Source organism: Streptomyces sp. NPDC059224, from assembly GCF_042754285.1.
In the GTDB taxonomy this organism is placed as follows: Bacteria; Actinomycetota; Actinomycetes; order Streptomycetales; family Streptomycetaceae; genus Streptomyces.
This window is the reverse complement of sequence record NZ_JBHZAN010000048.1, coordinates 34,224-56,873: the sequence shown is the minus strand read 5'-3', so window position 1 is coordinate 56,873 and position 22,650 is coordinate 34,224. Positions and strand designations below refer to the sequence as shown.

20 protein-coding genes are annotated in these 22,650 nt (G+C 73.2%); 9 read left to right on the top strand and 11 right to left on the bottom strand.

What is annotated here, in order from left to right; translation table 11 throughout:
- Positions 1-92: 92 nt before the first annotated feature.
- Positions 93-1,064, bottom strand: coding sequence for a GerMN domain-containing protein (locus tag ACFXI4_RS38440; RefSeq protein WP_385000421.1), 972 nt, complete (start codon positions 1,062-1,064; stop codon positions 93-95).
- A 277-nt stretch (positions 1,065-1,341) separates the two neighbouring features.
- Here ACFXI4_RS38440 and ACFXI4_RS38435 point away from each other — a divergent pair, with 277 nt between their 5' ends.
- Both ACFXI4_RS38435 and ACFXI4_RS38430 read left to right on the top strand, forming a co-directional pair.
- Positions 1,342-2,331, top strand: a complete 990-nt coding sequence (locus tag ACFXI4_RS38435; protein ID WP_385000418.1) for an Acg family FMN-binding oxidoreductase — start codon at positions 1,342-1,344, stop codon at positions 2,329-2,331.
- Positions 2,332-2,982: 651 nt separating this feature from the next.
- Complete coding sequence (locus ACFXI4_RS38430; protein WP_385000415.1) at positions 2,983-3,885, top strand: universal stress protein; 903 nt, start codon at positions 2,983-2,985, stop codon at positions 3,883-3,885.
- A gap of 329 nt (positions 3,886-4,214) precedes the next feature.
- Here the strand turns inward: ACFXI4_RS38430 and ACFXI4_RS38425 are convergent, their stop codons facing one another.
- Entirely contained in the window at positions 4,215-5,180 is a 966-nt protein-coding gene (locus ACFXI4_RS38425; protein ID WP_385000412.1) for a pirin family protein, read from the bottom strand.
- Between the two features lie 124 nt (positions 5,181-5,304).
- Positions 5,305-5,901, bottom strand: coding sequence for an RICIN domain-containing protein (locus ACFXI4_RS38420; protein WP_385000409.1), 597 nt, complete (start codon positions 5,899-5,901; stop codon positions 5,305-5,307).
- Here ACFXI4_RS38420 and ACFXI4_RS38415 point away from each other — a divergent pair, their 5' ends adjacent.
- Entirely contained in the window at positions 5,902-6,579 is a 678-nt protein-coding gene (locus ACFXI4_RS38415) for a substrate-binding domain-containing protein (protein WP_385000406.1), read from the top strand.
- A 61-nt stretch (positions 6,580-6,640) separates the two neighbouring features.
- Positions 6,641-8,926, top strand: a complete 2,286-nt coding sequence (locus ACFXI4_RS38410) for an MFS transporter (protein ID WP_385000403.1) — start codon at positions 6,641-6,643, stop codon at positions 8,924-8,926.
- A 36-nt stretch (positions 8,927-8,962) separates the two neighbouring features.
- Here the strand turns inward: ACFXI4_RS38410 and ACFXI4_RS38405 are convergent, their stop codons facing one another.
- Together ACFXI4_RS38405 and ACFXI4_RS38400 are read right to left on the bottom strand one after the other, a co-directional pair.
- A complete protein-coding gene (locus ACFXI4_RS38405) occupies positions 8,963-10,324 on the bottom strand; it encodes a VWA domain-containing protein (protein ID WP_385000400.1) in 1,362 nt (453 codons plus the stop codon).
- Positions 10,325-10,329: 5 nt separating this feature from the next.
- Positions 10,330-11,187: an AAA family ATPase gene (locus ACFXI4_RS38400; RefSeq protein WP_385000397.1), complete on the bottom strand. Its 858-nt coding sequence runs from the start codon at positions 11,185-11,187 to the stop codon at positions 10,330-10,332.
- A gap of 120 nt (positions 11,188-11,307) precedes the next feature.
- Between ACFXI4_RS38400 and ACFXI4_RS38395 the strand changes: the two genes are divergently transcribed.
- The 5 genes from ACFXI4_RS38395 to ACFXI4_RS38375 all read left to right on the top strand — a co-directional run bounded on the left by ACFXI4_RS38395 (position 11,308) and on the right by ACFXI4_RS38375 (position 14,965).
- The gene (locus tag ACFXI4_RS38395; protein ID WP_385000394.1) at positions 11,308-11,886 is read left to right on the top strand and encodes a TetR/AcrR family transcriptional regulator; all 579 of its coding nucleotides are present in this window, start codon (positions 11,308-11,310) and stop codon (positions 11,884-11,886) included.
- A gap of 152 nt (positions 11,887-12,038) precedes the next feature.
- A complete protein-coding gene (locus ACFXI4_RS38390) occupies positions 12,039-12,719 on the top strand; it encodes an ABC transporter permease (protein WP_385000391.1) in 681 nt (226 codons plus the stop codon).
- Positions 12,716-13,387: an ABC transporter permease gene (locus tag ACFXI4_RS38385; RefSeq protein ID WP_385000388.1), complete on the top strand. Its 672-nt coding sequence runs from the start codon at positions 12,716-12,718 to the stop codon at positions 13,385-13,387. Before ACFXI4_RS38390 ends, ACFXI4_RS38385 begins: the two co-directional genes overlap by 4 nt.
- Entirely contained in the window at positions 13,384-14,325 is a 942-nt protein-coding gene (locus tag ACFXI4_RS38380) for an ABC transporter substrate-binding protein (protein WP_385000385.1), read from the top strand. The genes ACFXI4_RS38385 and ACFXI4_RS38380 overlap by 4 nt, the downstream gene beginning before the upstream one ends.
- A gap of 43 nt (positions 14,326-14,368) precedes the next feature.
- Positions 14,369-14,965, top strand: a complete 597-nt coding sequence (locus ACFXI4_RS38375) for a hypothetical protein (protein WP_385000382.1) — start codon at positions 14,369-14,371, stop codon at positions 14,963-14,965.
- Between the two features lie 34 nt (positions 14,966-14,999).
- Here ACFXI4_RS38375 and ACFXI4_RS38370 read toward each other — a convergent pair whose 3' ends face one another.
- The 6 genes from ACFXI4_RS38370 to ACFXI4_RS38345 form a co-directional block, all read right to left on the bottom strand.
- Positions 15,000-16,154 (bottom strand): betaine/proline/choline family ABC transporter ATP-binding protein, encoded by a 1,155-nt coding sequence (locus ACFXI4_RS38370; RefSeq protein WP_385000379.1) that lies wholly within the window; start codon positions 16,152-16,154, stop codon positions 15,000-15,002.
- Positions 16,155-16,210: 56 nt separating this feature from the next.
- On the bottom strand, positions 16,211-16,870 hold the full coding sequence (locus ACFXI4_RS38365; protein WP_385000376.1) for a lactate utilization protein C: 660 nt from the start codon (positions 16,868-16,870) through the stop codon (positions 16,211-16,213).
- Positions 16,867-18,345, bottom strand: a complete 1,479-nt coding sequence (locus ACFXI4_RS38360) for a LutB/LldF family L-lactate oxidation iron-sulfur protein (protein WP_385000373.1) — start codon at positions 18,343-18,345, stop codon at positions 16,867-16,869. Before ACFXI4_RS38360 ends, ACFXI4_RS38365 begins: the two co-directional genes overlap by 4 nt.
- Entirely contained in the window at positions 18,342-19,097 is a 756-nt protein-coding gene (locus tag ACFXI4_RS38355) for a (Fe-S)-binding protein (RefSeq protein ID WP_385000370.1), read from the bottom strand. Before ACFXI4_RS38355 ends, ACFXI4_RS38360 begins: the two co-directional genes overlap by 4 nt.
- A gap of 71 nt (positions 19,098-19,168) precedes the next feature.
- The gene (locus tag ACFXI4_RS38350; protein WP_385000367.1) at positions 19,169-20,614 is read right to left on the bottom strand and encodes a rhamnulokinase family protein; all 1,446 of its coding nucleotides are present in this window, start codon (positions 20,612-20,614) and stop codon (positions 19,169-19,171) included.
- Positions 20,611-22,650, bottom strand: coding sequence for a bifunctional aldolase/short-chain dehydrogenase (locus ACFXI4_RS38345; protein ID WP_385000364.1), 2,040 nt, complete (start codon positions 22,648-22,650; stop codon positions 20,611-20,613). Before ACFXI4_RS38345 ends, ACFXI4_RS38350 begins: the two co-directional genes overlap by 4 nt.

Sequence of the window (22,650 nt, the reverse complement as noted above, 5' to 3'; positions counted from 1 at the left end):
TTATTCCACTCTTTTTCGCCACCGCCGTGGGCGGGGGTGGGGTGCCCCCCGGGGCGCCCCGCCCCGGGGACCACCCGTCCCGTGGGCCGGTGTCAGTGGTTCACCGTCAGCGGCACGGTGTCGACGGTCACCGGCCGATCGTCCTTCGGTGACACGTAGTACGCAGTGAGCAGGCCGGGACCGGCCCGGACGACCCGACAGGGGACGGTGACGTCGAAGGTGCCGCGGACTCCGGTGCCGGACGTGGCCCGTACCAGGACGTCGGCGGCCGCGTGCCCCGCCGCGTCGGTCACCTTCAGCCGGAACTCGGCCTCGAACGTGTTCGCGCTGCCCCACACGCGCAGCGGCGTGCGGACCCTGTCGCCGAGCAGCGGCGACTCGACCAGGACGGCCGGGGAAAGGTCCTCGAAGTCGGCGCGGCCGACCGGCCCGTTGAGCACGGTCCTCTGCGGGCCGAAGTGCGTGACCGGCTTGCCCTCGATCTCGAACGCCACCTTGTGGACGGCGGGGAAGCGGGTCAGCGTGAACACCACCTGAGCCAGGCGGCCCCGCATCGACCCGCTGCCACCGGCGTCGTCGTAGCGGCCGGACAGATCGACTGTCGCGACGTGGTTGCGGACGGCGACCGAACGCAGTTCGGTGCCTGGGGGGATCGCGGTGGTGCGGGACCGGCTGCCCTCGTAGCGGCTGGGGCCGGCCAGCAGGGCGCGCACCGCCGCGGTGGCGGTCGCGGGGGCGGCGACGGTGCGCGGGGCGGCTGAGACCTTCGCGCCGTGCAGGAAGTACACCGCTGTACGGACCTTCTTCCCCGCCGACGGGCCGGAGCCGCCGGCCGAGGACTTCGGTGGCGCTGCCGTCGGTGCGGCGGAGTAGGAGGGCGCGCCGGCACCGGTCGTGCCTCCCGAGGTTCCGCTGTCCATGGCGGACGACGTGCCGGCGGACAGGTCCGGGGCGGCGGTCGTGCCGCAGGCGGCGAGCGTGAGCAGAGGGAGAGCCAGCGTCGCCGTGACCACGGTGGAGCGGTGGCGGCGGGCGCGGCGGGCGTACGGTGTGTCGCTGAACATGGCAGCCTCCTCCGACACTTCCAGCCAACCGCCCGACGAGGGCCTCCCCCAGTGCTGTTCGGCCTTCGACAGTGGGCCGAACGGACGTACAGGTGGGGGCGGTTCGGCTCGGGAAGTACCACCGTGGGCCGGGCGAAGGGCGGTTGCCGGAATGAGGGAGGGCCGCTGAGGCCTGGTGCCGGGACCGTCGGCCCATGCCGAGAGGCGGCACGAGCGGGGGACGCTGGGGTTGGACGGTTCACGAAGGGTGGACGGTCCGCGAGAGGCGGGATCCACCATGTCCGTGTCGTACGAGAAACCCGGCCACGCGGCGGTGCACCTGACCCGCGCCGCCTGCCTTGCGCCCTCCCCGCACAACAGCCAGCCCTGGTACTTCGTCGAGGAGGGCCACGACCACGGCTTCGAGGTGCACGCCGACGTCGGGCGCCGCATGATCCTCACCGACCCCGGCGGAAGGGAGATGGTCATCGCCTGCGGGGCGGCACTGTTCAACGCGCGGACGGCTGTGCGGCACCTCGGGTTCCGGCCGGTCGTCGAGCTGCTGCCGGAGCCCGGCAGCCCCGCCTTCCTCGCCCGCGTGGGTTTCGCGACGCACGCCCCGGTCACACCCGACGAGGCGGAACTCGCCGACGCGATCGCCCGCCGCCACACCCACCGCGGGCCGTTCCTGAACGAGTCGCTGCCCGACGGCCTCATGGACGAACTGCGCGAGCACGCCCGGGTGGAGGGCGCCGTCCTCCAGGTCTTCGACGAGCCGGAGGAGCTGGAGGTGCTCGCGGAACTGGTGCGCACCGCCGAGGACACCCAGCGCGCGGATCCCGGACGCGCCGCCGAGGTGATGCGCGGCCTCGGGCACGGCGGGGTGCCCGCCGAGGCCTGCCGGTACCACCCGGACGGCACACTCCTCGCCGGTCGCGACTACCTCGGCCTCGCCCGCCGCTACCTCCTCCCGTCCCGCCGTCGCCACCACGGGACGGGCACCGTCGCGGTGCTGTCCACCCCATGCGACGACCGCCACGACTGGCTGCGGTCGGGGCAGGCGCTCCAGCGTGTCCTGCTGGCCGCCGCCGCCCGCGGGGTCATGGCCGCCTTTCACACCCAGCCCCTCGAACTGCCCGCGCTCCGCGCCCAGTTGCGCCATCGCCTGACGGCCGGGAACTTTCCGCAGACGCTGCTGCGGCTCGGCCGCCCCGCACAGACATGGACCGCGCCGCGCCGCCCGCCCGCCGAGGTCCTGGTCCGCGACGGCAGCCCGGCCAGGTGGTGACGACGGCCACGGTGCGGCACGTACGGACGGCCGGGACCCGGCGGTGGCGGCCGCGGCGCAACCCGCTCGGGCGGCAGCGGCCGGTCCACGGCACGTTCCCGCAGCGGGGCGGCCACGGCGGGCCCACTCCGTCGTCGTACCGGAACTCGTCTCCGACGCCTGTCACGGCGATCGCGGTGTGCGCCCCCGTGCTGCTCACGGTGGGCCGCCGGGACCGGGCCCCACACGGGCCGAACGGGCCCCGCAGCCCGGCCGACCTGCCCCGCGGCGACTCACGACGGCACGACGGCGACCCGGCACCGGACGGCGTCCGGCAGCACTCGCGCGGGTTGCCCGTGCGCCGACCGAGCACCACCAGCGCGGCGTTCGCGGAGACAGAGCCGAGCGCCTCGCCGGGAGGCATCCCCAGAACATCCTCCAGGACGTTCACGTCCGGATATCCGGCGCGCCTCGGACGGTGCACGCGGAGAGCAGTTGCCCCCCCGCGTCGCACCGACTTTCCCCTGGACGGGACCACCGCCGTGTCCGTCGGCGGACCGGGTGGGAGGGGGGCCGAACGGACCCGGTCGCAGCCCTGGCGGCCCCTGTCGGGCGGTGAGCCGCAGGAAGACGCTAAGACCGGGAGCAGTCCGGACACAGGAGGTAACTGTCATGCTTGCGCCAGTCATTGTGGGAGTCGACGGGTCCGCCGAGAGCCTCGCCGCCGCCGAGTGGGCCGCGCACGAGGCGGTCCGCCGTGACCGGCCGCTGCGCCTCGTGCACGCGTGGAACTGGCACCCCCGCCAGGAGTCCGGTGAACAGGCCGACGCTGCTCAGCGGTACCAGGGCCGACGCTCCCTGCGCCAGGCCGAGGAACGGGTCCGCCGTACCTGCCCCGATGTCCGCCTGAACGACGAGCAGGTCGAGGGACCCGCGATCGCCGCGCTGCTGAAGGCCGCCGACCAGTCCGAGCTGCTGGTGCTGGGCTCGCGAGGGCTGAGCGGATTCGCCGGTTTCGTGGTCGGCTCGGTGGCCCTTGGTGTGGTGGCACGGGCAGAGCGCCCTGTCGTCCTGGTCCGGGCGGGGGAGGAGCCCGCCGACGAACACCTGCCTGCCGCCGACGGCAGTGCGTCCACCCGCTCCGCGTACCGGGATGTCGTCCTGGGCATCGATCTCGCCGACCCCTGCGACGAGGTGATCGAGTTCGCCTTCGAGGCGGCCCGGCTGCGCAGGGCCCGCCTGAGGGTCGTCCACGCCTGGCGGCAGCCGTCCCCGATCGGGCTCGGCCCCGGTGACCTCGGACTGGGCAGCGCCCCGGAGCGGGGCGACGAGTGGCTCGGCTTCCTGACCGCCGTGCTGCGGATGTGGCGCGACAAGTATCCCGGGGTCGAGGTCGACGAGACCGTCGCGGAGGGTCGGCCGCAGACCGTTCTGGTCCACGCGGCGGCCGAGGCGGGCCTGCTCGTCGTCGGGCGCCGTATCACCGAGCGCCCGGCCGGACCGCACACCGGCCCCGTCACCCACGCCGTCATCCACCATGTCGGCTGCCCCGTGGCCGTCGTGGCCCACGCCTGAGGGATCTCCGCGGATACGCCGACGCAGCAGGCCCAGGCACCGTCTGGCCCCCGGCCGCTCCTCCCGGAGCACGAGTGCGCACGTCTCCCCGGGGGGCGATGGCGTGAGGCGAGAGCAGAACCCCCGCGAGAGATCTGACTGTCCGACAGTAAAGTCGGCATTGGGCCGGCGGCAGCCCGATCAGAGCTGACGACGGCCGGCGGGACCCGCGCCGTGAAGTGCGGTGGATCGAGTGGTGTGACAGGGGTCTGCCTGGCTGTCCGTGCGAACCGGGCGGGGTGTGTTTCACCCCGCCCGGCGCTGTGTGCGTCAGCTTGTGAGGGCCCTGCTCAGCGCACTCGACCTCGTGGTTTCAGTGGCACCGGCGGCAGTTCGGGAGCAGGCAGAGGTGCTCCGTCGTAACCCTTCACTTCCCCGAATCGCGACCCGTTCATCCATTCCTCACGAGCCTGTTCGATATCCGCCTGGGTGCGTCCGACGAAGTTCCACCACATGATGAGTTCCTCCTCGAACGGCTCGCCGCCCAGGAGCATGAGCGTCGCGTCCGACTCGGCGCGCAGCGGCAGCTCGGAGCGGCCGCAGCCGAGGTAGAGCATCGAGCCCGGCAGCACCGGCACGCCGTCGACGCTCACCTCGCCGGACATCCCCAGCACGCCGTACTCGAAGTCGGGCTCCAGGGGCAGGCGCAGGTCGGTGCCCCGGGCGAGGGACAGGTCCGCGCCGACGATCGGGGTGAACGCCGTACCGGGGGACGTCGCGCCGTCGAGGGAGCCGAGGATGACCGTGGCGGTCAGGCCGGGGGCGGTGACCGTCGGCAGGTCGGGGTGGTGTTCGAATTTCGGGTCGGTGTGGCGGTGGGAGTCCGGCAGGGCCACCCACAGCTGGGCGCCGTGCAGATACCGGGCGTGCGACCGCGGGCTCTCCTCCGAGTGGCTGATCGCCCGGCCCGAGGTCATCAGCCCGAGCTCGCGCGGGCGGATCGTCTGCAGGCTGCCGGTCGAGTCGCGGTGCAGCACCTCACCCTGGTGCAGCCAGCTGACCGTCTGCAGTCCGATGTGCGGGTGCGGGGGCACCTGCATCCCGGGCTCGTCGGCGATGTCGTCGGGACCGTAGTGGTCGACGAACGCCCAGGCGCCGATCATGCGGCGGCCGAGGTTCGGCAGCAGCCGCCGCACCTCGGTCGACTCGCCGAGCTGCACACGGCGGGGGCTCAGCAGCTCGCGGACGGGTTCGGCGACGACGAATCCGCGGCCACCGCACACGCTCGGGACGGGCGCACGGTCAAGGTTGCTCATGCTGCCCAACTTAGCGGCCGAACGTCCCGGTTGCCGAGCGGTCGGCCGCTCATGCGGAATCCGTCCCTCACATCGTCGAAGTCCGGGCTGTGGCCGCGGGCCCGGTGGTGCACCAACGGCCGCGTCAGCGCGCCGTCAGTGTCCACAGATGGTCCGCCGTGCCGTTGTCGTCCCACTGGAGGACCTGGGCGACGGCGGAGGTACTCATTGCGGTCACTCCTGGCAGCAGCCCGCCGTTGTAGTTGGCGATCTCGTAGTAGCCGTCGCCGGACGGGCCGAGCTGCCAGAGATGGCCGGCGGTGCCGTTGTCGCCCCAGATCGGGGCGGTGCCACCGGCGCCGGTGCCCGCGTCGGTGATGCCGAGGAGCAGCCCGCTCGCCTGCTGCCGGATCTTGTAGAGGCCGCTGCCGGCGGCCACCAGCGTCCAGTTCTGGTCGGTGCCCGTGGTGGCGGTGGCCTGGACGACCGCGGTGCCCTGGGCGGTGCCCGCGCGGCTGGTGTCCAGGGCGAGGCCGCTGTTGCGGTTGGTGATCTGGCAGCGCCCGGCCGGCGAGGTGGCGGTGCCGCTCGGGGTGACGGTCAGGTGGTGGCCGGCGGCGGCGTTCATCGTCACCGGCACGGTGATCGAGCCGCCGCTGACCGGGTAGTCGGCGTCCGAGACGGTGATCGGCCCGGAGACGGCCTTCGTGCGGCCCCTGGACGGGGCGTACTCCAGCTTCACGTGCACGGTGCTGCCGAACGCCCCGGGCGGCGCACCGACCCCCGCCCGCCCCTGTCCGGCATCGATCCGGCGATCCCGGTCGTCTACGCCCTCTCGCCGTCGACCGACCCCGCCGACACCTCCGTCGTCACCGACGACCGGGGCTGCGCCGGGCTGGCCGTGGAACACCTGCCGGCCGCCGGCCGTACCCGGATCGCCCATGTCACCGGACCCGAACACCGCCAGGCGGCCCGCGACCGTGCCGCGCACGCGGTCCGGCACCTGGCCGGTGCCTGCCTCCGGCCCGCCACCGGCCGGGTGCACCTCGGGGAGTGGAGCGAGGCCCGGGGGCGGCGGGCCGCCGACGCGGTGCTGCGGACGGCACCCGACACGGACGCCGTCTTCTGCGGCAACGACCAGACGGCCCGGGGAGTGGCGGACGCGCTGCGCGAGCGCGGCAAGGACGTGCCGGGGGACGTCGCGGTCGTCGGCTACGACAACTGGGACACGATGGCCCTCGCCTGCCGCCCGCCGCTCACCACCGTCGACATGAACCCGGCCGAGACCGGGCGGATCGCCGCGCTGCGGCCGCTCCAGGCCATCGACGCCGGACCGGCACCCGGGGTGCACACGGTCCCGTGCCGACCGGTGGTGCGCGAGTCGAGCCGAGCGGGCATCCGACCGTGCTTGCTTGCGTAAATCAAGTGACTTACATTCGGGAGGGTCGTGCAGAGTCGAACGGCCCTACGGAGGCTCGACCATGTCCCACGCACAGCCCCGGCCGGAAGCGGCGGGGGAGTCCGCGCCGCCGCGGACCCAGACAGTCGTCGCGGTGCTGGCCTTCGGCGGGATCGTGGTCTCGCTGATGCAGACCCTCGTGATCCCCATCGTGCCCGAGCTGCCGAAGCTGCTCGACGCCGCGGCGTCCGACGCGGTCTGGGCCGTCACCGCCACCCTGCTCGCCGCCGCCGTCGCCACGCCCGTCATGGGACGGCTCGGCGACATGTACGGCAAGCGGCTGATGCTGCTGACCAGCCTGCTCATGCTGGTCGCCGGGTCGGTCACCGCCGCGCTCAGCGACACCCTCGTACCGATGATCGTCGGCCGCGCGCTGCAGGGCCTGGCCTCGGGTGTGATCCCGCTCGGCATCAGCATCATGCGCGACGAACTCCCCGCCGAACGCCTCGGGTCCGCCACCGCCCTGATGAGCGCCTCGCTCGGTGTCGGCGGCGCGCTCGGCCTGCCCGCCGCCGCGCTGATCGCGGACCACTTCGACTGGCACGTGCTGTTCTGGACCTCGGCCGCGCTCGGTGTCGTCGCCGCCGTACTGGTCCTCGTGCTGGTGCCCGAGTCCAAGGTGCGCACCGGCGGCAGGTTCGACCTGATCGGCGCCCTGGGCATGGCGACGGGCCTGGTCTGTCTGCTGCTCGGCATCTCCAAGGGCGCCGACTGGGGCTGGCACAGCGGCACCACGCTCGGTCTGTTCGGAGCCGCCGTGGTGACCCTGCTCGCCTGGGGCTGCTACGAACTGCGCACCCGGCAGCCGCTGGTCGACCTGCGTACCACCGCCCGCCGTCAGGTCCTGGTGACGAACCTCGCCTCGATCGCCTTCGGGTTCTCCATGTTCGCGATGTCCCTGGTGCTTCCGCAGCTCCTGCAGTTGCCTGAGGCGACCGGCTACGGGCTGGGCAAGTCGCTGCTCGACGCGGGACTGGTGATGGCCCCGACCGGCCTGGTGATGATGGCGACGGCGCCCGTGTCGGCCCTCGTCTCCAGGAACTTCGGCCCGAAGACCACCCTGATGTGCGGCGCGGTGATCGTGGCGGCCGGGTACGGGCTCAGCATCGTGCTGATGGACGCCGTCTGGCAGCTGGTGCTGGTCTCCTGCATCGTCGGCGCCGGAATCGGTTTCGCCTACGGCGCGATGCCCGCGCTCATCATGGGCGCCGTCGACCCGCACGAGACGGCCGCCGCCAACAGCCTCAACACCCTGATGCGGTCCATCGGTACGTCGACCGCCAGTGCCGTCGCCGGGGTGATCCTGGCCCAGATGACGAACGTCTTCGGCGGCGTGACCGTGCCCTCCGAGAACGGCTTCAAGGTGGTCATGGCGGTCGGCTCCGGTGCGGCGGTCCTCGCCCTGCTGGTGGCCGCGTTCATCCCGCGCCGGGAGCCCGCCGCGGCGGCCGGATCCGCCGACGGTGCACCGGCGTCCCTGCCCGCGTCGGCGCCCGAGCCACCGGTGGGTGCCGGCGGATCCGCGGTGACGGCCGGCCTCACCGACGACGGTGTCCAGGTGCGGGGGCAGGTGCGCGCCGCCGACGGAACAGGCGTCGGCCGGGCGGCCGTCACCCTGATCTCGCTCGGCGGCCGCCAGCTCGGCCGCGCGGTGGCGGACGCCGAGGGCCGCTACGCCGTGACGGCGCCCGGAGAGGGGACGTACGTTCTCATAGCCGCCGCCGACGGCTGCCGGCCGCAGGCCACCGCCCTGGTCGTGAGCACCGGACCGGTCGCGTACGACGTGCTGCTCGACGGCGCCGGCGGCCTGGCCGGACTGGTGCGGGCCGCGGACGGCGGGGAACCGGTCGCCGGAGCCGTGGTGGTCGTCACCGATGTGCGCGGGGACGTGCTCGCCACCCGGCAGACCGACGGCGTCGGGGAGTTCTCGGTCGGCGAGCTGGTGCCCGGCCCCGTGACCCTCGCCGTCAGCTCCCCCAAGCACCGTCCGCTCGCCGTGGCCGTCGAGATCGCCGGAACCGGGGCCACCCGCGTCGAGATCGAGCTGCGGCCCGGTGCCCATGTGCGCGGTGCGGTACGGGGCGGAGCGGGCCCGCTGGGTGACGCCCGGGTCACGCTGGTGGACGTCGCCGGCAACGTCGTCGCCGCGACCACCACCGGGGACGACGGCGCGTACGCCTTCTCCGACCTGGACACCGGTCCGTACACCGTCATCGCGACCGGCTACGCACCGCGGGCCGCCGGAGTGCTGGTCTCCGGTGCCGACATCCACGACCACGACATCGAACTCGCCCACCCCGAAGCCTAGGACACCGCATCGGCCCAGCCGGGGCACGTCCGGGCGTCAGATCGGCAGCAACCGTGCGATCAGGGCGCCCAGTTGGCGGGCCGTTCGGCACTCGTGCATCTCGGCCAGTTCGGCGTAGTCGGGTGCCGCCGAATCGCCGGTGCCCCACAGGGAGCGCGCCTCGGGGTTCAACCAGTAGACGCGGCGGGCCTGTTCGGTGATGCGGCGGAGGGCCGCGAGGTTCGGGTCGAGGTTGTTCGTGCGGGCGTCGCCCAGGACGAACACGGTGCTGCGCGGCCCGACCGCGGCGCCGTACCGCTCCGCGAACTCGCCCAGCGACACCCCGTAGTCGCTGCTGCCGTGCCAGCCGGTGAGCGTCGCCTCGGCGCGGATCCGGGCGCCGAGCCCCTCCGGGTCGGCCCGGCCGTGATCGAGCAGGCCGGTCACCTCGTCGACGCGGTTGACGAAGGCGAACACCCTGACCTTGCTGAACTGGTCGTGCAGCGCCTGCACCAGCAGCATCGTGAAGTCGGAGAACCCCGACACCGAGCCCGAGACGTCACACAGGAGGACGAGCTCGGGCCGCACCGGCCGGCGCCGGCGCAGCACCGGCCGCATCGGCACCCCGCCTGTGGACAGCGAACCGCGCAGGGTGCGGCGCAGATCGATGCTGCCCCGCGCGGCCCGGCGGCGGCGTGCCGCCAGCCGGGTCGCCAGCTTACGGGCCAGCGGCTGAACAGCCCTGCGCAGTTCGGCAAGTTGATCCCGCCCGGCGAACAGGAAGTCCACCCGGTCGGCGCTCGGCGGCACCGCCCGCCGGGCGATCTCGTCCCGCCCGCGCCGCTCGGCCACCCGGCGCCGGGCCTCCGCCGCGACCATGCCCCGGAACGTCTCGATCCGACGCCGGATCTCGTCGTCCAGCAGCCGGTCCGCGAACCCCTGGTCCGTGCCCCGGGCCCGGACGTCCGCCCGCACCCGTGCCAGCAGCGTCTGCGGCCGCAGCCGGTCCAGTGTCTGGTACGACGACCAGCCGTCGGAGCCCGACGGACTCCCGTATCCGCCCAGGCCGTCCACCGCCTGCGCCGCCAACTGCCTGAGCAGCGCGGTGTCGTCGTCGGCCAGCGCGCCGGCGAGCCGCTCCCGCAGTTCGTCCCGGTGGGCCGGCCCGGTGCCGGGCCCGCCCACCCCGCGCGGGAAGTAGAGGTCGAAGACCTGGTCGAACACGGCCCGCTGGGCACTGCCGTGCAGCAGGGTCGCGGCCAGCCCCTCGCGCAGCAGCTCCCGGTCCGCCAGGCCGAGCGCCGCAACCGCCCGGCCCGCGTCCACGGTCTCTCCGGTGCCGACCCGCACCCCGTGCGCCCGCAGCGCCCCCACCAGACCGGTGAGCCGGCCGGCGAGGTCGGGCGACGTGTCGGCCACCGCGTTCACAGCGCGTCCAGGTCCAGCTTGGCGGCCGCCTTCTGGATGTCGTCCTGGTGCTTGAGGATCACGCCCAGGGAATCCCGTACGACCTGCTCGTCCAGCGCGTCGGCGCCCAGGGCCAGCAGCGTGCGCGCCCAGTCGATCGTCTCGGCCACCGACGGCACCTTGCGCAGGTCCATCGCCCGCAGCGCCCCGACCACCCGGACCACGGACTCGGTGAGCGCCTCGGTGAGCTCGGGCACCTTCAGCCGTACGATCCGGCGCTCCAGCTCCTCGTCGGGGAACCCTATGTGCAGGAAGAGGCAGCGGCGGCGCAGCGCCTCGGACAGCTCACGGCTCGCGTTCGAGGTGAGCACGACGAAGGGACGGCGGGTCGCGGTGACCGTGCCCAGCTCGGGGACGGTCACCTGGAAGTCGCTGAGCACCTCCAGGAGCAGGCCCTCCACCTCGACATCGGCCTTGTCGGTCTCGTCGATCAGCAGCACCTTCGGTTCGTCGCCCCGGATCGCGGTGAGCAGCGGCCGGGGGAGCAGGAACTCCTCGCTGAAGATGTCGGTGCGCGCCTCGTCCCAGGTCTCGTCCCGGCCGGCGCTGATGCGGAGCAGCTGCTTGGCGTGGTTCCACTCGTACAGCGCCCGGGACTCGTCCACGCCCTCGTAGCACTGCAGGCGCACCAGCCGGGCGCCGGCGACCTCGGCGACGGCCTTCGCCAGCTCGGTCTTGCCGACCCCGGCGGGGCCCTCGACGAGGAGGGGCTTGCCGAGCCGGTCGGCCAGGAAGACGGTGGTGGCGACGGCGGGGGAGGCGAGGTAGCCGGTCTCCGCGAGGCGGCCGCGGACGTCGTCGACGGAAGTGAACAACGGGGCCTCCGGCTGAGCGGCGTGGTGCTGACCTTCCTATCTAAGCGCTTGGTCAGGGAGCTGGCCACCCTGTATACCGATCGGTTTCCGAATGTGCCGGCGAGAGGTAGTCTCGGGGCCATGGCCACCACCGACAAGGCGTCCCCCCGCGACCGGCTGCTCGAAGCCGCCGCCGATCTCTTCTACCGCGACGGCGTCTCCGTGGGCGTCGAGGCGCTGTGCAGGTCGGCCGGGGTGTCGAAGCGCTCGATGTACCAGCTCTTCGACAGCAAGGAGGAGATGCTCGCCGCCAGTCTGGAGCGCCGCAGGGCCTGGTACGAGGCCCAGCTCACGCCCGCCGACGGCGCCGGCGCGCCGGCCACGCCCCGTGAGCGGGTCCGGTACGTCTTCGAGCGGCTGGAGAAGGGCTCGGTGACCCCCGGCTACCAGGGCTGCCCGTACCTCGCCGTCCTGGTCGAGCTGAAGGACCCCGAGCACCCGGCGAGCGTGGTGGCCCGCGACGCGAAGGGCCGGATGGAGAGCTACTTCCGGGAACAGGCCGAACAGGGCGGTGTAGCGGACCCGGCCGTCCTGGCCCGCCAGCTGATGCTGGTCTTCGACGGCGCCAGCGCCCGCGCCGGCGCCCGCATCGAACGCCTGGACGACGGCCTGGCCCTGGGAACGGCGACGGCACTGATGGATGCGGCGGGAATGGCGTAATCGACAGTGGCGTGCGGTCTGCTTGGGGCCGGGTGGGCCGCGGGCACCGGTCGGCGGTAAGGGCGCTGCGGCCGGGAGACGGCTCGCGACGCACGACCCGTACGGGTCAGCACAACGCGCCGGCGCTGTCGCGCACCCGGTGCAATGGACGCGTGACCGGGCCCCCGAACGACTGCCTCGCGCGCAACGAGTGGATCTGCGGGGCCTATCTGAGCAGCCGCCGCCAGATCCTCCTCGACGCCGTCGGGCAGCACCTGCGGCTCACCGCGGTCTCCGTGCTCATCGGCCTCGTGATCGCCGTTCCCCTGGCCGTGCTGGCCCGCCGCCGGCGCTGGTCGGCCGCGCCCGTCCTCGGGGTCACGACGATCCTCTACACCATCCCCTCCCTGGCGATGTTCTCCCTGCTCCTGCCGGTCTACGGCCTCTCGGCCACCCTCGTCGTCGCCGGGCTGGTGCTCTACTCGCTCACCCTGCTCGTCCGGAACATCCTCGCGGGCCTGCGGGCCGTCCCGCAGGAGACCCGCCAGGCCGCCCGCGGCCTGGGCTACGGCCCGGTCCGCCTCCTGCTCACCGTCGAGCTCCCCCTCGCCCTGCCCGCGGCGATGGCCGGACTGCGCATCGCCACCGTCTCGGCGGTCTCCCTGGTCACCGTCGGCGCGATCGTCGGCTTCGGCGGTCTCGGCAACCTGATCTACGCCGGTATGAACACCTACTTCAAGGCCCAGGTCCTCACCGCCTCCGTGCTGTGCGTGCTGATCGCCGTCGCCGCCGACCTGCTGCTGCTCGGAGTGCAGCGACTGCTCACCCCGTGGACACGGGCGGCCCGCGCATGACCACGCTCGCCGACGCCTGGGGCTGGCTCACCGACTCCGCGCACTGGGCGGGCGACGACGGGATCGGGCACCGGCTCGTGCAGCACCTCGCCCTCACCGTCGTCTGTCTCGTCATCAGCTGCGCCGTCGCGCTGCCGGTCGCGCTGGTCCTCGGCCACCTCGGCAGGGGCGGCGCGCTCGCCGTGAACATCTCCAACGTCGGCCGTGCCGTCCCCACCTTCGCCGTCCTGGTCCTCCTGCTCCTCACCCCGATCGGCCGGTGGGGCGAGGGCCCCACGGTGGTGGCCCTGGTGCTGTTCGCGGTACCGCCGCTGCTCACCAACGCCTACGTGGGCATGCGCGAGGTCGACCGGAGCATCGTGCGCGCGGCCCGCGGCATGGGGATGACCGGCGCGCAGATGCTGTTCCGCGTGGAACTGCCCCTTTCACTGCCCCTGCTCCTCAACGGGGTGCGGATCGCCGCCGTCCAGCTCGTGGCCACGGCGACCATCGCCGCGCTGGCCGGCGGGGGCGGCCTGGGGCGGATCATCACCGCCGGGTTCAATCTGGCCAGCACGCCGCAGGTGGTCGCCGGGGCGATCCTGGTCGCCGTCTTCGCGCTGATCGTGGAGGGGATCTTCGAACTCGTCGAGCGGCTCGCCCCGGTCGGGGCGCGGGGTTCGCGGTGAGATCCCCTACGGCGGTGGCGGCCGTGCTGCTGGTGGGCCTCACCGGCTGCGCCACCGGCCCCTCCCTGGAGAACCGCGGTGCGGTCACCGCGCCCCCGGGCGACAGCAGGCACCTGACCGTCGGCTCGGCCGGCTTCACCGAGAGCGACCTGCTCGCCCAGATGTACGCACAGCTGCTGAACCAGGCCGGCTACCGGACCTCTCTGATCACCGTGGCCAACCGCGAGATCTACGAACCCGCCCTGGAGTCCGGGCAGATCGACGCCGTCCCCGAGTACGCGGCCACCTTCGCCGACTGGCTCAACGCCAAGGCCAACGGCCCCGACGCGCCGCCCGTCGGCTCGCCCGACCTCGACGCCACGATGAAGGCGCTGCGCCGCCTCGCCGCACCGCGCGGACTCACGGTCCTGGACCCGGGCCGCGCGGTGGACCAGAACGCGTTCGCCGTCACTGCCGCCTATGCCCGCGCGCACCGCCTCAGGACGCTCAGCGACCTGGGCGCCTCGGGGCTGAAGGTGCGGCTCGCGGCGGGGGACGAGTGCGTGCAGCGGCCCTACTGCGAGCCGGGGCTGAAGAAGGTCTACGGCATCGACATCACCGGCGTCGACCCCAAGGGCGTCGGCACCACCCAGGCCAAACGGGCCGTACAGGCCGGGCAGGACCAGATGCTGCTGACCACCACCACGGACGCGACCCTCGGCCAGTTCGGCCTGGTCCTGCTCGCCGACGACAAGCACCTCCAGAACGCCGACTACGCCGTTCCGGTCGTCAACCGCGCCCGGGCGGGTGCCGAGGGCGTGACGAAGGCGCTCGGCAAGCTCAACGACGTCCTGACGACCGCCGATCTGGCCGCCATGAACCAGCAGGTCGACAGCTGGCGGCGGCTCGCCCAGGACGTGGCCCGGACCTACTTGCGGGACAAGGGCCTGGTGAAGTGAGGATCGGCGCCCGTTGTCAGTGGCGGCCGCTACCTTCCGGGACATGGGGATCTATCTGGTGAGTGTCGCCGCGCGGGAGTGGTTCGGCGCGGACGAGGAGGACGGCGGCAAGGGCGCCATCGCCTCGGCCCTGAACGAGGAGTTGCGGCGGCGCGGGCTCGCGCCGTACGTGCCGGTGCCCGAGGCGGCCGTCCCGGTGCCCGGCCCGGGGCAGTCGTTCGAGGAGAAGCTGGTGCCGTCCATGCACGGGTTCGACGCGCTGTGCCGCAGACTCCTGGCACCGGGGGAGGCGGACCTGCTGCTGGGCTGGTCGGTGCTGGTGCCGGTCTCCCTCGACGAGGAGATCCGGCTGCCCCTCGCATCCCCCTGCACCGACGAGACGGTGATCGCCGGCGCGCCCGAGGTGCTCGCCCTCACGGAGCGGCTGGCGGTGGCTGTCCGGCTCCCCGTCGACGCGATACCCGAGGCCTGCGACAACCTCGAGCTGACGATGTGGTTCCTGGAGGGCGAGGCCGAGGAAGCCGCCGCCGCCCGTCCCGGCCCGTGGGCCGAGGACCTCGACACCGCCTTCTATGCCGCGCTGTACCTGCGGGCCGCCCAGCACGCGCTGCGCCGCGCCTGCCCGATGACGTACTGCTGACGGACGCCCGGCCGACACCCCGCCGGACCGGAGGTCAGGCGTCGGAGACCGAGTCGAACGGCACCTGACCCCGCGGGACGCCGCGGGCGTCCGCGTCCACCGAGCGGCGCAGCGCCTCGTGCAGCTTGGCCGGGGTCAGGACGCCGAGGAAACGCGAGCCGTCGAGGACCGCGACCCACCCGGCGTCGTGCTGGAGCATCACACCGAACGCCTGCTTCAGCGGGGCACCGACCGGCACCCACGCGGTCATCCGGTGTGCCAGGTCACCGACGCTGCCGCCCGCCGCCAGCTCGTCGCGGCCCACCCAGCCGTGCAGGTCGCCGTGCGCGTCCAGGACCACCGCCCAGCGGGCGCCCTCCGACCGCAACCGCGCCGCGGCGCTCCCGGCGGACTCGGCCGGGCGGACGACCGGCGGCTGCTCCAGGTCGTCCGGCTCGATCTCGGTCACCGACAGCCGCTTCAACCCGCGGTCCGCGCCCACGAAGTCGGCGACGTAGGACGTGGCGGGCGTCCCCAGCACCGCACCCGGCGTGTCGTACTGCTCGATGCGCCCCTGCCCGTACACCGCGATCCGGTCGCCGAGCCGCACCGCCTCCTCGATGTCATGGGTGACCAGCAGCACCGTCTTGCGCACGGCGGCCTGCATCCTGAGGAACTCGTCCTGCAACTGCTCGCGCACCACCGGGTCGACCGCACCGAACGGCTCGTCCATCAGCAGCACGGGAGGATCCGCGGCGAGCGCGCGGGCCACGCCGACCCGTTGCCGCTGGCCGCCGGAGAGCTGGTCCGGATAGCGAGGTCCGAACGTCGACGGGTCCAGGCCCACCAGGTCGAGCAGTTCGGCGGCGCGCCTGCGGGCCTCGGCCCGCTTCCAGCCGAGCAGGGCCGGGACGGTCGCGGTGTTGTCGAGCACGGTGCGGTGCGGGAACAGACCCACCTGCTGGATGACGTAGCCGATCCGGCGGCGCAGCCGGACCGGGTCGACCCGGGCGATGTCCTCGCCGTCGACCAGGATCCGGCCGGAGGTCGGTTCGATGAGCCGGTTGACCATCATCATCGTGGTGGTCTTGCCGCAGCCGGACGGGCCCACAAGGGTGACGAGTTCACCCTCCGCCACCTCGAGGGAGAGGCCGTCCACGGCGGTCGTGCCGTCCGGGTACCGCTTGGTGACCTGCTCGAACCGGATCATTCCCTCACGCTAGCCGCGCCCCTTGCGCCCCGCGCGCCGAAGCGGCGCCGGCCCGCCTACGAGGTGACCTCCGCGTCCGGCGGGCCGGCGCTGACGAGCACCACCTCCAGGGTGCGCGGACCGTGCACCCCCTCGACCCGGTCCAGCTCGATGTCGCTGGTCGCGGACGGCCCGGAGATCCAGGTCAACGGACGTGCCGGGTCGAGGCGTTCGAGGGCCTGCGGGACGGAGGGGACGACCTGGTCCGGAACCCGGACGACGCAGATGTGATGGTCCGGGACGAGCGTGATGCGGCGGCGGCCCTGGTCCGGGCCGCCGTCCAGCACGATCGTCCCCGTCTCGGCGATCGCCACCGCACACCCGGTGACCACGCTTCCCACCCCGTCCAGCTCGTGCGCCGTGCTCGCCGCCCGGTCGCGGACCCGGGCGGGCCCGGCGGCCGGCATCCACTCCGGCGGCAGCGAAGGGGGCACCAGCACCTGCCGCGATCCGCGTTCGGCGAGCAACCGCTCGATGACGTGGGGGAGTTCGTCGTCGGTGGCGCGGTGTACGACCGCCCGGTAGTCCGCCAGGTTCTCGGCCAGCAGCTCCACCGTCTCCGCGACGCCGCGCTGCCCGTGCTCGCGCAGATACGCCCGCTCGACCGGTACCTCCTCGTCCCGTACGTCGGCCAGCGCGCGCCGCACCCGGCCCAGGATCCGCTCCCTGCTGCTCACTTGGCACCGTCCTCCTTGCCGTTCGTCCGCTGCCACCAGTCACGGAACGGCTCCGCCGGTACGGCCGGCAGGTCCCGTGTGCCGCTCCACGCCCTGCCGGGACCCGGCAGCGTGCGGGGATGGAGGCGGCGGCTGCGGGAGGCGAGCCGCTGGCCGGTGCGCAGGGCGGCCGGGTGCGAGAGAGCCCAGCGGGCCGCCCGCATCGCCGCCCGCTCGGCCGCGTGTCCCTTGGCCGGTTTGAGCAGCACCTTGTTGCCGCCCCGGACCGCCTCGCCGCCCTCCACGACCCGCTCCCGCAGGTGGACCAGTACTTCGGGGATGTCGATGGCGACCGGGCACACCTCGTAACAGGCCCCGCACAGCGACGACGCGTACGGCAGCGAGGCGTCGATCGCGCTCCCCGTCCCGCGCAACTGGGGGCTGAGGATCGCGCCGATCGGGCCCGGATAGACCGAGCCGTAGGCGTGCCCGCCGGCCCGCTCGTACACCGGGCAGACGTTCAGACAGGCGGAACAGCGGATGCAGCGCAGCGCCTGGCGGCCGACCTCGTCGGCGAGGGTGTCGGTGCGGCCGTTGTCGAGGAGCACCAGATGGAAGGCCCGGGGGCCGTCCCCGTCGGTGGTGCCGGTCCACATCGAGGTGTACGGGTTCATCCGCTCGGCGGTCGACGAACGGGGCAGGGTCTGCAGGAAGACCTCCAGGTCCCGCCAGGTCGGCACGGTCTTCTCGATGCCGACGACCGAGATCAGCGTCTCGGGCAGCGTGAGGCACATCCGGCCGTTGCCCTCGGACTCGACCACGACCAGGGTGCCCGTCTCGGCGACCATGAAGTTGGCGCCGGAGATGCCGACCTTGGCGCGCAGGAACTTCTCGCGGAGGTGGAGCCGGGCCGCCTCGGCGAGTTCGGCGGGCGTGTCGGTGAGGCCCTCGGGCGCGGGACGCCCCCACTCGCCCATCTCGCGCCGGAAGATGTCCCGGATCTCCCCGCGGTTCCGGTGGATCGCCGGGACCAGGATGTGCGAGGGACGGTCCCTGCCCAACTGCACGATCAGCTCGGCGAGATCGGTCTCGTAGGCCCGGATGCCCTCGGCCTCCAGCGCCTCGTTCAGCCCGATCTCCTGCGTGGCCATCGACTTGACCTTCACGACCTCCGACTCGCCGGTCTCCTTGACCAGGCCGGTCACGATCCGGTTGGCCTCGTCGGCGTCCGCGGCCCAGTGGACCGTACCGCCGGCCGCCGTCACCGCCTGCTCCAACTGGACCAGGTAGCGGTCGAGATGACGGAGCGTGTCGTCCTTGACCTGCTTTCCGGCCTCTCGCAGCGCGTCCCAGTCGGACACCTCGGCGACGGCCCTGGCCCGTTTGGCGCGGATGGTGTGCGTGGCATGGCGCAGATTCCCGCGCAGGGTGCGGTCGCCCACGGCCTCGTGCGCGGCCTGCGGAAAGGCAGGCATTCCCAGATAGGTCCCGCTCATGCGGCCGGCTCCTCCTCCGTGCTCGCCAGGATCTCCGCGATGTGCACCGGCCGCATGCCGGTACCGAGCCGGGTCATGGTGCCACCGATGTGCATGAGGCAGGAGTTGTCGGCGGCGCACAGCACCTCCGCACCCGTCGACTCGGCGTTGCGCACCTTGTCGGCCCCCATCGCCGCCGAGACGTCGGGGTTCTTGACCGCGAAGGTGCCGCCGAACCCGCAGCACTCCTCCGCTCCCGGCAGCTCCACCAGTTCCAGCCCCTTCACCGCCTGGAGCAGCCGGCGCGGGCGCTCGCCGAGCCCCAGACTCCGCAGCCCGTGACAGGTGGGGTGGTAGGTCACCTTGTGCGGGTAGCAGGCGCCCACGTCCGTCACCTTGAGCACGTCGACCAGGAACTCCGTCAGCTCGTACGTCTTCGGCACCACCGGGGCCAGCGCGAGCGCGAGCCCGTTGCCGCGGCCCTCGGCCCGGGCCCGCTCACCCATCCTCGGATACAGCTCCCGCACCATCGCCCCGCAGGAGCCGGACGGCGTCACGATCGCCTCGTACTCCCCGAAGACATCGGAGAAATGCCGGGCCAGCGGTTCCGCCTGATGACGGTATCCGGTGTTGTAGTGGGCCTGCCCACAGCAGGTCTGCGCCATCGGGAAGTCCACCTCGACGCCCAGCCTGGTCAGGAGTTTCACGACGGCACGGCCCGTGTCCGGATACAGCGTGTCGTTGACACAGGTCAGGGACAGGGCGACACGCATCGCGGCTCCTAGAGATCGATCATCCGATGAGTGCAGGGTAATGGGCCGGTGCGATCCGCGGGAGTCCCGGTTCACCGCGTGGTGAGTCGCGCCTGGGCCGCCGCCCAGCGGACGGTGTCCCCGCGCGGCGCGTACCGGGTCAGCGGCTGGGTGCGCGTGAGCAGCCGCCGCATGTCGGCCAGATCACCGACCAGACCGTGGGCGCGGGCCTGGACCAGCACGTTCCCGAAAGCCGCCGCCTCCGTGGGACCCGCCACCACCGGCAGCCCGCAGGCGTCGGCGGTGAGCTGGCAGAGCAGCGCGTTGCGGGTGCCGCCGCCCACCACGTACACCGTGTCCACCGGGTGGTCGGCGAGCCGCTGGGCCTCCGCGACCGCCCCGCGGTGGGCGAGCGCCAGGGAGTCGAGGATGCACCGGGTGATCTCACCCGGAGTCCGCGGCACCGGCTGCCCGGACGCCCGGCACGCCTCGGCGATCCGCTCCGGCATCCGGCCGGGTGCCAGGAACGCCGCGTCGCCCGCGTCGACCACCGAGCGCAGCGCCGGCACGGTGGCCGCCTCCCGCAGCAGCCCCTCCAGATCCGGCTCTTCCCAGGCCCGTACGCACTCCTGCAGCAGCCACAGCCCCATGATGTTCCGCAGATAGCGGACCGTGCCGTCCAGCCCCAGCTCGTTCGTGAAGTTGGCGGCGCGGCTCTCCTCGGTCAGCACGGGCGCGGCCAGTTCGAGTCCGGCCAGCGACCAGGTGCCGGTGCAGATGTAGGCGAACCGCTCACCGGCCGCCGGGACCGCGGCCACCGCCGACGCGGTGTCGTGCGAGCCGACGGTGGTCACCGGCACCGGCCCGGCGAGCCCGGTCTCCTCCAGGACCTCGGGCCGCAGCAGCCCGGCGCTGTCCCCGGGCCGCCGCAGCGGCGCGAACAGCCCGAGGTCGATCCCCACCCGGTCCGCCACCTCGTGGGACCAGTCGCGGGTCCGAGGATCGACCAGCTGGGTGGTGGAGGCGTTGGTCAGCTCGGTGCCCTGTTCGCCGGTCAGCCAGTACGACAGCAGGTCGGGGATGAGCAACAGGCGCCCGGCGCGGGCGAACTGGGCACCTGAGCGCGCCGCCACCAGCTGGTAGAGGGTGTTGAAGGGCGCGTACTGGAGGCCGGTGCGGGCGTACAGCTCCGCCGCCGGCAGGGTCGCCCACACCTGCTCGGCGACTCCCTCCGTGCGGGCGTCCCGGTAGTGCACGGGGTTGCCGAGCAGCGCCCCGTCGGCGTCCAGCAGCCCGTAGTCCACGGCCCAGCTGTCGATCCCGACGGAGTCCACCCGCCCCGCCGCCCTGAGCCCGTCCAGCATGCCGGCGTACAGGGCGAGCACGTCCCACCGCAGCCCCTCCGGCACCCGCACCGGCCGGTTGGCGAACCGGTGCGCCTCGATCAGCTCCAGCGAGTCAGGGCCCACCCGGCCGACCATGACCCGACCGCTGGACGCGCCGAGGTCGACCGCGGCATAGGTCCTCGGGCCGGTCATCGCAGGAAGGCGGCCGCCACACCCGCGTCGACGGGCACGTGCAGCCCGGTGGTGTGGGTCAGTTCCCCGCCCGTCAGCGCGAACACGGCGTTCGCCACGTGCTCGGGCAGCACCTCGCGCTTGAGGATGGTCCGCTGCGCGTAGAACTCGCCCAGCTTCGCCTCCTCCACCCCGTACACGGCGGCCCGCTGAGCCCCCCACCCGCCGGCGAAGATGCCCGACCCCCGCACCACACCGTCCGGGTTGACCCCGTTGACCCGGATCCCGTGCTCACCCAACTCCGCTGCCAGCAAGCGCACTTGATGGGCCTGGTCCGCCTTGGTGGCCGAGTAGGCGATGTTGTTGGGCCCGGCGAACACGGCGTTCTTGGAGGCGATGTAGACGATGTCACCACCGAGCCCCTGGGCGGTCATCACCCGGGCCGCCTCCCGTGACACCAGGAAGGAACCGCGGGCCATGATGTCGTGCTGGAGGTCCCAGTCCTTCGCCGTCGTCTCCAGCAGGGGCTTGGAGACGGAGATCCCCGCGTTGTTGACGACGAGGTCGACCCCGCCGAAGGCCAGCGCGGCGGCCCGGAAGGCGGCGGCGATCTGCTCCTCGTCCGTCACGTCGACGGTGACGGCGACCGCCTGGTCGGGGCCGCCGAGCTCCGCCGCGACGGCGGCGGCACCCTCGGCATTGAGATCGGCCACGACGACACAGGCCCCCTCGGCGACGAGCCGGTGCGCGATCGCCCTGCCGATCCCGCTGCCGGCCCCCGTCACCAGTGCCACCCGGGTCGCCAGGGCCTTCGGCCTCGGCATCCGCCGGAGCTTGGCCTCCTCCAGCGCCCAGTACTCGATCCGGAACTTCTCCGACTCCTCGATCGGCGCGTACGAGGACACGGCCTCGGCGCCGCGCATCACGTTGACCGCGTTGACGTAGAACTCGCCGGCGACCCGGGCGGTCTGCTTGTCCTTGCCGAAGCTGAACATGCCGACGCCCGGCACCAGCACGATCGCCGGGTCGGCGCCGCGCATGGCGGGGGAGTCGGGCAGGGCGTGCCGCCGGTAGTAGGCCGCGTACTCCTCCCGGTAGGCCGTGTGCAGCTCGCCGAGCCGGGCGACGGCCTCGTCCAGGGACGCGGTCGGCGGCAGGTCGAGTACGAGCGGCCGTACCTTGGTCCGCAGGAAGTGGTCCGGGCACGAGGTCCCGAGCGCCGCCAGCCGCGGATGCTCGGCGCGGGCCAGGAAGTCGAGGACCACGTCGGAGTCGGTGAAGTGCCCGACCTGCGGCCGGTCCTTGGAGGCGAGGGCACGGACGTACGGCGCGAGGGCGGCGGCCCGCTCCCGGCGCTGCGCCTCCGGCAGCGCGCCGTACCCCTCGACGACGGGCCCGAACGGCTCGGCCCTGCCGCGCTCGGCGAGGAAGGCCTCGGCGGTGCGGATGATGGACAGCGAGTTCCGCTCGCACTCCTCGGAGGTGTCGCCCCAGGCGGTGATCCCGTGCCCGCCGAGAACGCATCCGACCGCCCGCGGGTTGGCGGCCTTCACGGCCGCGATGTCCAGCCCCAGCTGGAACCCCGGCCGCCGCCACGGCACCCAGACCACCGAGTCCCCGAAACACTCGGCGGTCAGCTTCTCCCCGTCGGCGGCACACGCCAGCGCGATGCCGGAGTCCGGGTGCAGATGATCGACGTGTCGGGCGTCCACGAGCCCGTGCATGGCGGTGTCGATGGAAGGGGCGGCGCCGCCCCTGCCGTGCAGGCAGTAGTCGAAGGCACCGGCCATCTCGTCCTCGCGCTCGATGCCCGGATAGACACCGGCAAGCGCCCGGAGCCGGTCCAGGCGCAGCACGGCCAGCCCCGGTTCGGTGAGGGTGCCGAGATCCCCGCCGGACCCCTTCACCCACATCAGCTCGACGTCACCACCGGTGACGGGATCGGTGGCGGTGCCCTTGGCGGAGGTGTTCCCGCCGGCGTAGTTGGTATTCCGGGGATCGGCACCGAGCCGATGGGAACGGGCGAGGAGAGCGGCGGCCTCGGGATGGGTGGACAT